The organism is Okeania sp. (assembly GCF_983059655.1).
In genome coordinates this window covers 1-12,333 of record NZ_CEZPJD010000166.1, presented here as the reverse complement: position 1 = coordinate 12,333, position 12,333 = coordinate 1, and the positions used below count along the sequence as shown (strand labels likewise).

The window sequence follows — 12,333 nt, the reverse complement described above, 5'->3', positions numbered from 1 at the left end:
TGGGAGTCGAGTAGGAGTTGTTGGAGTTGTTGGCGATCGCCTAAGTCGTGATAAACATGGTCAATTTCCCACCCCCAAGTTGTTTTGTCTGGGGCAGTTTCAAACAGGGGGTTTGTATATGAATAGACAATAATTTTCACAGGTTATCTTACCGAAAAATTCAGGTATAAAGCCTCTCCATTCATGGAGAAAAAAGCGGTCTAGAGATGGCGTTTTGCTCCACAAAATATAAAGCGGAGTGGCTCTGATAAGAGCAGGTTTCGGAGCCATATCTATCAGAGCAAGAGAAGAAAAAAATCCTTTTATCTAATCCTCTTAAATTTATAAGAAGAGGTAATTCTAAATTCTTAATTTTTAGATTCTAAATTCCTGAATGTTGACTTAATTCTATAATATTACCATCTGGGTCTTGGGTAAATAATGCAGCTCTGCCGGAAGCGCTCATTTGAATTTGGCAATTATTTGCTAGTAGTTGTGTTTTGGCAGCATCTAAGTCAGAGACAGCAAAGGCCAAGTGTCTATTTCTCCCTAATTTTTCTAAATTAACTAGATCTGGGATTATTTCTGAGGATACTATTAGATGTATTTGGAAGTTGCCTACTTGATACCAAGTACCAGGAAAATTGCGGGAGCGTTCGGCTTTTGGGAGTTTGAGAATTTGACCATAGAAATGTTCGGCTTTTTCGAGGTCTGAAACTAACAGAGCTGTATGAAGGGGTTGAGTTATTTGCATAGTTTATATTATTAGTAAGTGGTTAGCTATTTATAAATTTTGGGCATTGCTGAATTAAGGTATGAAAGTAGGTTTATAGGGAACAGGGAACAGGGAACAGGGAACAGGGAACAGGGAACAGGGAACAGGGAACAGTTAATATTAACAAGTAGTTCAAACCATCCAAAATACAAAATCCAAAATATAAAATTATCAAATCATACCCAGAATCAGCAACGCCAAATTTTGATATATAAAGGACTAAATTTCCCAATTTTACAAAAAGTATATATCTTTATTTAGCAGATGTCTAGTAGATATCTCCAATAATAAAAAATCAAATCAATTATGGTACATAAATTATCAATTATTTCCCCTCCTGGGAGGGGTTAGAGGTGGGTCCCTACTCCCTACTCCCTACTCCCTCTTTTCTGGAGATGTCTAGTATATATTTATAATTATATCCACACTTCAATATTCAATCCTCCTATCTTTCCATCTCCCTATACCCCTATTTACTGCCATTCCCCTTGTAAAGTAAAAGCTGCCCAATACTCAGGATCAACCCATTCCTCTGAATTTAACATCTCAATTTGTGCTGCCCTCAATGCTGCTATTGGCTTCATCTTTTCTACTAACATTTTCTGATAAAATAAATTCATTAATTTAGCAGTTGCATCATCATTTACCTTCCACAAACTCACAATAACCCTTGGAGAACCAGCATACATAAATCCACGAGTCAACCCGACAATTCCTTCCCCTTTCACCTCTTCTCCCAAGCCAGTTTCACAAGCACTTAATACTACTAATTCTGCTGATAATTTCAAGTTAAATACATCCTGTAGATACAAAAAACCATTTTGTTGATTGCCATTTTGATCTACTAAAGACATGACAATTCCTGATAATTCTGGATCTGTTCCATTGAAGAAACCATGGGTAGCAAAATGGATAAATTTGTATTCACTTAATTCCTCGCTGGTTGCTTTTTCCCTACTGGCTGAAAAATCTATTGCATAAATACGTTGAGTTTCATCAGGCACCTGAGCAACTATGGCTTCTGCTTCTATTCTAGTATCTGGCAGTCGCTCCCAGTTAACACTACCTCCTCTGGCAGCTTTGGTCATTTGTTGGCCTCGTAACATAGATACTGTTTCGTCTGAGTTATTATTTTTAGCTATTCCCATAACGCGCTCGTCATCAATGCTAAAAACGGGATCGGCTAATATGGCAATGGTTTTGGGTACAGGTTGACGGTTAACGGTTTCATTGCGGGTTATCGCAATAGTAGAAGCTGAGGGTAGGTTGACTATTTCATGTTCGACTATAAGTGGTAGATTTTTCCCTGGTATCGATAATGTTGCAAAGGGAATATATTGTAATATGCCGTCACTCACTATTAGTAAGCGTTTATTTTCTAACTGTGGCGCTACAGGTTGCAAAATTATTTCACTGAGAGCGGTGGCAGAGTTGGACAAGTCTTGGGGACTCATTCTCAGGTGTGGTGCGGTGAGTAGATCGATAAATTGTTGTGCGGATGCTTCTATTTCTACTTGTGGGGGGAGTTCGTAGCTGGTGATGCTATTGTTGGTGACTACCCACAGATAACTACCTTCTTTACCTAAAGAATATTCTAGGAGTATGGTGTCGTCGTCGAGTACCTGTTGTTGAATTTGCTTGAGGTTGAGGGGTTGGGGATATTTGAGGGAGGCGTAGCGAGGACTGTTTTGTTTGATTTGGTTTTGCAGTTGTTTGTATTCTGTTTGTAGAGAGGCGAATTCTTGTTTGATTTTTTCTAGTTGTTGTGGGGTGTGGGGTTCGCTGACTAATTCTATGCGACGTTTTTCAGTGGCATCAAGTTTTTGGAGTATGTTTTGTTCTTCCTGTAATAATTTGGGATCTACTCCTTGACGAATATCGGCATTAGATTCCGTGAGGAGTTCGATGAGGGTGCGGGCAAGACTGCGTTCGCTGACATGAAGTGCTTTGGCATCGTAACCTTCCTGGGGGTTTTGTTTGTGCAACTCCATTAATAAATCAATGTAGAATTTATAGTAACTTTGCACAGTCGAGAAATAAGAGGCACGGAGTTCGGCACTGTCAACTTTGGTACGCAGTTGTTCGAGAATCTTATAGCGCTTTTCACATGGATAGACTACAGTTAGTATGGGCAACCCAAAAGCATTTTTCTACCCCCTACTTGGGTAATATTAATAGAGGAAAACTAACATTTAATAATATCAGACTATTAACGCTGAGAATAGATAACCATTGCATTTGATAAATCATAGATTGGTAGATTTTCTGAAGATGAGAATTAAGATTAATATTCTTAAATTTTTGCTGAAACATAAACATAATCTTACTTTATGCTAAAGTTTTATTTGAATTTTATCGGAAAATCAAATGGATTGGCAAACCTCTATCTTACATTTAACAAATATTTTATTATTAACAACTACTACCTTTCTATTAGCAGGGAATACTAAATACAAACCTCAAACAGATTTAGAAGGATTACCTACTACTAAAGCCGATAAAAGTCGTAACCCTAAAAAGTGTCCCCAAGACAATGATTATCCTAATGCTTTATCTTTAACTGCTTTGATGCCAAACCCAGAAATAGATACAAATTCTCTACAATTAACAGTAGCAGAATCTCTTCAACTTTTTATGTATATTCCTCCTACTTCAGCAGAGTTAATGCAGATATTTGTTAAAGGGGAAAATGGTACAGATGTTTACCGTACCCAAGCGATTAATATTCCTGGTAAATCTGGTGTAATAGCTATTAGTATTCCAGAGACAGAAGCCAAGCTAGAAATTGGTAAAAATTATCGCTGGCTTGTCACAATTATTTGTAACCCCAAGAAAAGAAGAGATGATTTAGTTGTTAGTGGTTTGCTCAGAAAAGTTGAAGCTAATTCTAATCTTACCAGTCAACTAAAAAATGCTGAAAAAACTGAATATCCAAATCTATATGCTAGTAATGGAATTTGGTTAGATGCTGTGAAAAGTTTAGCTGAATTACGTTATGCTGAACCCGATAATTTAGACTTAGTAACAGAGAGAGTAGCATATATTTACCTAACAAAACAATCAGGACTTAAGTACGAGGCACGAAAAAGTAGTGTTTGAGATTGCTTTCCGTCGGAAATTCACCCTTACGACTCTTAACTTCCGTGTAGCGTCACTAATATTATTAAAAATATCTAAAGTTTTTTAGACAAAAGATTGCTAAGAGGTAGAAAGGTTATATTCACAACAAAGTGAGGAAAAAGTTTATGGTAACAGCTACAAGACCAGAACAACAAGTTAAAATCGGCCCCACCAAACTATTAATCAATAACGAGTGGGTAGAAAGTGCTTCCGGCAAACGCTTTGAAACAATTAATCCGGCAACAGGAGAAGTTATTTGTGACGTTGCCGAAGCAGATGCGCCAGATGTAGATAAGGCTGTAAGTGTAGCCCGGAAAGCATTTACCAGTGGCGACTGGCCGAAAATGTCTGCTACCCAACGAGGTGAACTCCTCTACAAATTAGCAGATTTGATGGAACAAAATATAGAAGAGTTGGCGAGACTAGAAACCCTAGATAATGGAAAACCACTCAAAGACTCTCTCAATGCAGACTTACGTTTAGCGATCGCCTGTTATCGCTATTATGCTGGCTGGGCTGACAAAGTTCAAGGCAAAACCATTCCTATCAATGGCTCCTACTTCTGCTACACCCGCCACGAACCAGTAGGAGTAGTCGGTCAAATCATTCCCTGGAACTTTCCATTATTAATGCAAGCATGGAAACTTGCCCCAGCCCTAGCAACAGGTAATACATTAGTAATGAAAACAGCCGAACAAACACCATTATCAGCCTTCCGAGTCGGCGAGTTGGCGATCGAAGCTGGTTTTCCTCCTGGTGTAATAAATATTTTGTCCGGTTATGGCCCAACTGCTGGTGCTGCCATTTCCCACCATCACGATATTGATAAAGTTGCCTTCACTGGTTCCACAGAAGTAGGCCATTTAATCATGGAAGCTGCTGCTAAGAGCAACTTAAAGCGGGTGACTTTAGAACTTGGTGGCAAGAGTCCTAATATTGTGTTTGCTGATGCAGATATGGATGCTGCTATTGAAGGAGCACATTTTGGTTTATTCTTTAACCAAGGTCAATGTTGCAATGCGGGTTCTCGTTTATTTGTAGAAGAGAAATGTTATGACGAGTTTGTTGCCAAAAGTGTGGAACGGGCAAAACGTCGGCTGGTGGGCGACCCGTTTGCAGATAATACTGAACAGGGGCCTCAGGTAGATGAGGAACAGTTTAATAAAGTGATGGGTTATATTGAATCTGGTCAACGGGATGGTGCCCAGATGTTATGTGGTGGAGCAAGAGTTGGCGATCGCGGTTATTTTATTGAACCTACTGTATTTGCTGACGTGCAAGATGAGATGAAGATTGCCAGAGAAGAGATTTTTGGTCCGGTGATGAGCATCATTAAGTTTAAGGATATTGATGAACTGGTGCAAAGGGCAAATGATACAATATATGGTTTAGCTGCTGGAGTCTGGACACGAGATGTAGGTAAAGCTCATGCTGTGGCTCATGCTGTTCGTGCTGGTACAGTTTGGATAAATTGTTATCATGTGTTTGATGCTGCTGCACCGTTTGGTGGTTTTAAGCAGTCTGGTATTGGTCGGGAGTTAGGTGAGTATGGTTTACAGCAGTATACAGAGACAAAGACTGTGACTGTGAAGATGTAGTTGACAGTAACTGACTTTATCGGAAAAGTTTGTAGGGGTGAACGGCCGTTTGCCCCTACATTTTTGCTGTTACCATATTTGAGAATGTCAGCTAGTTATTGTAATTGTAGCAATAGTGACCACCATATCCTAATCAAGTACCATCGTAACCAGGATGCTTGACAAACTTTGCCCAAATGGTGAGTGTGGTTTTTCCAGGATTTGTCACGATCTGTAGTTGTTATTGAGGAATTTAAACTTACTTGACTTTCTATTTCTTCATTAGTGCTTCGGGTTCCACAACGTACAGTATCATTAGACGGATCTAGTTGAGCTAATTCACAAGTTAGCAACATAACAGATAATAAAGAAGTTGCTAACAACTTTTTCTTAATATCTATATTCTTCATATCTTTATTCTTCATCTTTGGGTCTCCATATTACTTTTATTAGAGATTGCGATTCAACTAATTGTTAAGTTGAACCTCAAGCGATCGCCTTTACGACTTTGCTTGTTATCTCTACTGTAAGAGAATCATTTAGTTTTAATGGTGAGAAAATGTGAGGAGTTAGAGTTAGTTTTAGTTAGCTGCTGAAAAAGTTAGAAAAAGTTAGGAATTTGATGAAAAGCTGGCATTTGATAGTAGAAGAAAATATAATAATGTTGTTGCCAATAAATTACGGTGAACAAATAAAATGAACCCAGAAACAGCTTTTGAATTTGTCAATGATAAATATTTTAGCCAAAAAGGAAAAACTTTGAATAGTTTGCCAAAAAATATTTTTTGCCTTGCTTGGGAAGGTAAAAAGTATGCAGAAATCTCGGCGAAAACAAAATTTGATGAAGGATATATCAAACAGAAAGCATCTGAATTATGGAAAATACTGGGAAATTTATTCGGAAAAGAAGTCTCTAAGAGTAATTTTAAATCAGTTGTAGAAACTGCAATCAAACAAGAGAGAGATCGCCACGACTTCCAGTTACCTCAACAGATGAGAGAATGGTTTGAAATCCTTGGCTATGAATTTAGTGAAAGCTACAACATTGAGGGTAAAACCAACGGCAAAAGATTTTTTGAATGGATTATCAAAATCCAATATCGTCGCAGATATGATCGTGTCTTGGTTAGAGGAGTCGAAGGTGAGGCAGAAACTTGCGACTACAATGCTTTGTGTCAGTCCGTGACAACTGAAAGAACTGATGAAGGTTGGCTGGTAGCAGTTCGTCGAGTTAGTAAGGCTGCTCGCGATGAAGTCGAAAAGCAGGAAAAACAAAAGTTATTTTGTTACACCTTCGACGAACTTATAGATCAAGATGCCGACTTCACTGGTTATTGTCAGTGGTTGGAGGAACAAGTTAAGCAGCGGGGTATGGATGTAAAATATGTACCCCTCGCCTGTAGCAAGGCAGAAGTTGACCCCAATACTAAACAAAAAATAAGAGTCAGTCACTACGATGAAGACGATGGCTGGATAGACGGTTATGTTGCTCGATGGCTGGACGATACAGCAAAAAAACATCTTTCCATTTTGGGCGAGTTTGGTACTGGCAAAACTTGGTTTGTCTTCCACTATGCCTGGGAACAGTTGCAGCGCTATTTGCGTGCTAAAGAGCAAGGAGTCGAACGTCCGCGCCTACCTCTAGTTATCCTGTTGCGGGACTATGCCAAGGCGGTTAATATGGAGTCCTTATTTTCCGATTTCTTTTTCCGGCAGCATAAAATTCCCCTAAGCGGTAGTTATCCAGCTTTTGAATGGCTCAACCGCATGGGCAAGTTGTTGGTGATTTTTGATGGTTTTGACGAGATGGCAGCTAAGGTAGATCGGCAAAAGATGATTGATAATTTTTGGAAGTTAGCGCAAACAGCTGTACAAGGATCGAAGGTGATTCTCACTTGTCGCACGGAGCATTTCCCAGAAGCTAAGGAAGGTCGCGCTTTACTAAATGCAGAGTTGCAAACTTCTTTGGATAAGTTGAAGTTGACTGGAGACCCCCCCCAGTTTGAAGTGTTGGAACTGAAGAAATTTAACAACGACCAAATTCGTAAGGTGCTTTCGTTTCAGACTGAACCAGAGATAGTAGAAAAAGTGATGGATAACTCTCAATTATTAGATTTAGCCCGCCGTCCAGTAATGAGCGAGTTAATGTTGAAGGCGCTACCAGAGATTGAAGCAGGGAAGCCAATAGATTTAGCTAGGATTTATCTCTATGCCGTCAAACGCAAGATGGAAAAAGACATTGAGCAAGAGCGTACTTTTACTTCTCTGGCCGATAAGCTCTATTTTCTCTGCGAACTGTCTTGGGAAATGTTATCTAACGATAAGATGAGTCTCAACTATCGGGAATTTCCCGACCGTATTCGTCGCTTGTTTGAGCCTGTGGTGCAAGAACAAAAAGATTTAGACCACTGGCATTACGACATGATGGGGCAGACAATGTTGATTAGAAATGAGGATGGAGATTACAGTCCGGCGCATCGTTCGTTGTTAGAGTTTCTTGTTGCCTATAAATTTGCTGCGGAGTTGGGGCTGTTGCCTGAAGATTTTATGAAAGTCGCAGCAGCGCGGTCTCATATCAACAGGGAGGCAAGTACCCAGGAATACACATGGTCTAATTATTTCCAGCGGGAAGTGGATACTCAGGGGGAGGTGACTTCTGTTGCGCCTCTAAAAACTTTTTCTACAGAATCTCTGGAACATTTGCGTTCTACTTTTGGAAAAATGTCTTTGGCAAAGGCAGTTTTGGATTTGTTGTTGCCTATGCTTTCTGAGGATACAACGAAAGCGCAAACTTGCCAGAAGTTATTGGAAGTTGTGGAAGCGACGCGAGGGAAAACTCCTGACGAGGTTAGTTATGTGGGAGGCAATGCGATGACACTGTTGGTGAAAACAAATCTTACTGCTTTGGAAGGTTGCGACTTGAGTCACTCTGTCATTTTAGGGGCTGATTTTACTGGTGCGAGTTTGCAGGATATCAATTTGACTGGGGCAAATTTAACTGACTGTGCTTTTATGGAGTCTGTGAATACAGTTAGTTCTTTAGCCTTTACTCCCGATAATAAACTCTTGGCAACGGGGGATAAATCTGGCAAAATTTATTTGTGGCAAGTTGCAGATGGTAAAAAGCTTTTGACTTGGGAAGGTCATACCAACATAGTCAGAACCATGAAATTTACTGCTGACGGTCAAACTCTAGTTAGCATTGGTGTTGACAAAACAGTAAAATTTTGGAACTTGGCAAGCAGTAAATGTTTGAAAAGTGTACTAATAGATTCTCAATTCGTAACAGCTACTGCCTTGAGTCCAAATATGCAACTCTTAGCTACTGGTAGTTTAGATGGCACAATCCAATTATGGAATCTCAGTGATGGCAAACATCTAGCCACCTTAGCAGGATACGCATTATGGAATCTCAGTGATGACGAACATCTAGCTATCTTACAAAGATACACACAATGGCACACAAGTCGGATAAACGAATTAGTATTTAGTCCAAGTGGTGAAACTTTAGCAACTGCTAGCGAAGATAAAAATATCAAACTATGGAGTATTAATAATGGTGAATGTTTAGCCACTTTATCAGGACATGAAGAAGCAGTCAACTGTATTGCTTTTAGACCTGATGGTAAAGTTTTGGCAAGTTATAGTGATGACCTTACCATTAAACTATGGGATCTTAGAGATATCACAAAGATTTCTCTGGCTGCTACTATTCCTGGTGATGATAATGCAGTTATAAAACCAGTTTCTTCTGCTCGAAGGCTACTTTTCCCTGAAGGGCTAGTTTTTTCCCCAGATGGAAAAACGCTTGCCAGTGCAAGTGCCTATCATACTGTTAAATTGTGGGATGTTAGCTATAGCGATCGCCCACAAAGGCTGAAAATTCCACAGAAACATACCTTTTGCTTGTATCCATGTGCTTTTAGTCCAGATGGCAAGATTTTAGCCAGTAGTGCTATTGATAGAAAAGTAAATTTCTGGAATATTGAAAATATTGATAATCTCAGACTCCAAAATATTTTGGAAGATTCCGATAATTGGACTCATGCCATCGCTTTTAGCCCAGATGGCAATACTCTAGCTAGTGGTAGCGATGATTCTATTGTGAGACTTTGGAATACAAAAAACGGGAAAGTAGTAGCAAATTTACAGAGAGATCGGACGCCTTTGCAATTAGTTGCTTTTAACCCTGATGGTCAAACTCTTGTGAGTGGACATTTTGCTTTGATAGGTAAGTTATGGAATATGATGACCAGTGAATCTTCGGAAGGTTTTGCTGGATCATCTGAAGTATTTTCTGTTACTTTTACTCCTGACAATAGCTTATTAATTATTCATGGAGGTTATCGCTCTGTGAAGTTGTGGTATGTCTGGCAAGAGGAGCAAGATAAGACTTTACCAAGCAACTATATCTCAAAAGTTTATGCAATTGCCATTAGTCCTGATCGTCAGAAAATAGCTGCTGGCGGATTGGAACCTGTTGTTGAATTGTGGGATATTGAGACAGGTAACAATCTAAGCAGTTTCCAAGGACATCAAGCAGAGATCAGAGCAGTTACCTTCAGTCCAGATGGTAAGCTCTTAGCAACTAGCAGCAATGACACAACAGTTCGCTTGTGGGATATTAGCACTCAAGAATGCCTCGCAGTTTTTGAAGGTCAACAATTATGGAATTGTTCAGTTGCCTTCAGTCCAGACGGTCAACTTTTAGCGCATGGAGGAGAAAACAACACCGTGCGGTTGTGGAACATTAACACCCACCAACCCTACGCTACCTTGAGCGGACATGAGAGTTGGGTATTAGCAGTAGCATTCCATCCCGACGGTGAAATTCTTGCCAGCAGTAGCGCTGACGAAACAATTAAACTCTGGAATATCAAAACAGGAGAGTGCATTAAAACCCTGAGAGTACCCAGACCTTATGAAAACGCTAACATTACCGGAGTCACAGGATTAAGCAACGCCCAAAAAGCCAGCCTTAAAGCATTGGGAGCGGTGGAATATTAGAATCTATGAGAGAGGTAACAGACTGTAGGGACGAATGGCCATTCTCCTGACAAGATTTTTCCTTCTTCCTTCTGCTCTAACAGGAGCGATCGCATACCCTTAACCCAAAGTTATTGCTTGCTGGCAAATCTGCTAAAATACAAATCAACCTATCATCATATAATCTAGAAGAAATATGTCGGATGTCACCATCAAAGACTTAGAAATAGTACAAACGCTATTCAACGAAGCTGGCTTAGATTATCAATTAGAATTAGAAGGTGGAAAAATATCAGTTATGGGGCCATCAGATATTGTTTCGAGCGAAGTAGGTATTCTGTTTAGTCGTTTACTAGGAAATTGGGTTTACCCCCGTCGTCTGGGGCGAGTATTTGACTCTGCTGGTGGTTTTATCTTACCCGATAGCAACCTCAAAGCACCAGATGTATCTTTTGTCAAAGCTGATCGCTTGCGACGCAGTATCCGCTATTTTGCAGAAATGGTACCCGATCTAGCAGTGGAAATCAAATCTCAAAGTGACCGACTCCCCCCTCTAAAAAAGAAACTCCTAAAATATATTGAATTGGGAGTGCAAGTCGCAATATTAATCGATCCTGATGAAGAAACAGTAATAATTTATCGCCCCACAGGAGAACCCATTGAACTTACCGAGGATGATATATTGAGCATTCCCGAACTATTCCCTGGTTGGGAAATATCAATTTCCGAACTTTGGCCGCCCGTCTTTGATGAAGAAGAATAAGTGAAGCAATATCGCTCCTTTTTACCACATAGAATCTATGTTTGAAAAAAAGAGCGATCGCATACCCTTAACCCAAAGTTATTGCTTGCTGGCAAATCTGCTAAAATACAAATCAACCTATCATCATATAATCTAGAAGAAATATGTCGGATGTCACCATCAAAGACTTAGAAATAGTACAAACGCTATTCAACGAAGCTGGTTTAGATTATCAATTAGAATTAGAAGATGGAAAAATATCAGTTATGGGGCCATCAGATATCGTTTCGAGCGAAGTAGGAGTTCGTTTAAGCGCCTCTCTTTATGCCTGGATAAACCCCCGTCGTCTGGGGCGAGTATTTGAATCCGCAGGTGGTTTTATCTTACCTGATAGGAACCTCAAAGCACCAGACGTATCTTTTATCAAAGCCGATCGCTTGCCACGAAGCATCCGCTATTTTGCAGAAATGGTACCCGATCTAGCAGTAGAAATCAAGTCTCAAAGCGATCGACTCCCACCTCTAAAAAAGAAACTCCTAAAATATATTGAATTGGGGGTGCAAGTCGCAATATTAATCGATCCTGATGAAGAAACAGTAATAATTTATCGCCCCACAGGAGAACCCATTGAACTTACCGAGGATGATATATTGAGCATTCCCGAACTATTCCCTGGTTGGGAAATATCAATTTCCGAACTTTGGCCGCCCGTCTTTGATGAGGAAGAATAGATGAAGCAATATCGCTCCTTTTTACCACATATAATCCATGTTTGAAAAAAGAGCGATCACTTGTTTATAAAAAATAGAAATCATCAACAATCTCAAACTATTTTGCCTTTGCCACATTCATAATATCATCTATTACTTAACCAGATTCCTCTATAGAACCCATTTGAGATCTATATAATTATGGTAGTCAAGTCTTTTCGTACATCAATGAGTGAAGAAAAATCTGAAAAAGGAGTGTTGAATTTTTTGTATTATCTATCCCTACATCTTACCTCTTCCTTTTTTCCTCTTAATCTCCTGTCTCCTGTCTCCTGTCTCCTGACTCCTAGCTAAAAAAAATTGATATTTATCAAGATACGATCAGGGGTTCTATATTTACTAATATCATTTGATTTGCTTGTTTGACCTAATAGGTTCACTATA

Annotated in this window: 9 protein-coding genes; 5 read left to right on the top strand and 4 right to left on the bottom strand. The window is 39.6% G+C overall.

Annotated features, from left to right (window positions below):
- Nucleotides 1-361: 361 nt before the first annotated feature.
- From AC3DU7_RS11730 to AC3DU7_RS11720, 3 genes are all read right to left on the bottom strand, one after another.
- Nucleotides 362-733: a VOC family protein gene (locus AC3DU7_RS11730; protein ID WP_488039529.1), complete on the bottom strand. Its 372-nt coding sequence runs from the start codon at nucleotides 731-733 to the stop codon at nucleotides 362-364.
- A gap of 494 nt (nucleotides 734-1,227) precedes the next feature.
- A complete protein-coding gene (locus AC3DU7_RS11725) occupies nucleotides 1,228-2,889 on the bottom strand; it encodes a CHAT domain-containing protein (RefSeq protein ID WP_488039528.1) in 1,662 nt (553 codons plus the stop codon).
- A gap of 22 nt (nucleotides 2,890-2,911) precedes the next feature.
- The gene (locus tag AC3DU7_RS11720) at nucleotides 2,912-3,073 is read right to left on the bottom strand and encodes a hypothetical protein (protein ID WP_488039527.1); all 162 of its coding nucleotides are present in this window, start codon (nucleotides 3,071-3,073) and stop codon (nucleotides 2,912-2,914) included.
- Nucleotides 3,074-3,121: 48 nt separating this feature from the next.
- On the opposite strand from AC3DU7_RS11720, the gene AC3DU7_RS11715 reads away from it, so the two are divergent.
- Entirely contained in the window at nucleotides 3,122-3,853 is a 732-nt protein-coding gene (locus AC3DU7_RS11715) for a DUF928 domain-containing protein (RefSeq protein WP_488039526.1), read from the top strand.
- A 146-nt stretch (nucleotides 3,854-3,999) separates the two neighbouring features.
- Nucleotides 4,000-5,472 (top strand): aldehyde dehydrogenase family protein, encoded by a 1,473-nt coding sequence (locus AC3DU7_RS11710; RefSeq protein WP_488039525.1) that lies wholly within the window; start codon nucleotides 4,000-4,002, stop codon nucleotides 5,470-5,472.
- 95 nt (nucleotides 5,473-5,567) lie between these two features.
- Here the strand turns inward: AC3DU7_RS11710 and AC3DU7_RS11705 are convergent, their stop codons facing one another.
- Nucleotides 5,568-5,876, bottom strand: coding sequence for a hypothetical protein (locus AC3DU7_RS11705; RefSeq protein WP_488039524.1), 309 nt, complete (start codon nucleotides 5,874-5,876; stop codon nucleotides 5,568-5,570).
- Nucleotides 5,877-6,147: 271 nt separating this feature from the next.
- Here AC3DU7_RS11705 and AC3DU7_RS11700 point away from each other — a divergent pair, with 271 nt between their 5' ends.
- The 3 genes from AC3DU7_RS11700 to AC3DU7_RS11690 all read left to right on the top strand — a co-directional run bounded on the left by AC3DU7_RS11700 (nucleotide 6,148) and on the right by AC3DU7_RS11690 (nucleotide 11,910).
- Nucleotides 6,148-10,458: an NACHT and WD40 repeat domain-containing protein gene (locus AC3DU7_RS11700; protein WP_488039523.1), complete on the top strand. Its 4,311-nt coding sequence runs from the start codon at nucleotides 6,148-6,150 to the stop codon at nucleotides 10,456-10,458.
- A gap of 175 nt (nucleotides 10,459-10,633) precedes the next feature.
- Entirely contained in the window at nucleotides 10,634-11,200 is a 567-nt protein-coding gene (locus AC3DU7_RS11695) for a Uma2 family endonuclease (RefSeq protein ID WP_488039522.1), read from the top strand.
- 143 nt (nucleotides 11,201-11,343) lie between these two features.
- Nucleotides 11,344-11,910: a Uma2 family endonuclease gene (locus AC3DU7_RS11690; protein ID WP_488039521.1), complete on the top strand. Its 567-nt coding sequence runs from the start codon at nucleotides 11,344-11,346 to the stop codon at nucleotides 11,908-11,910.
- Nucleotides 11,911-12,333: the final 423 nt, after the last annotated feature.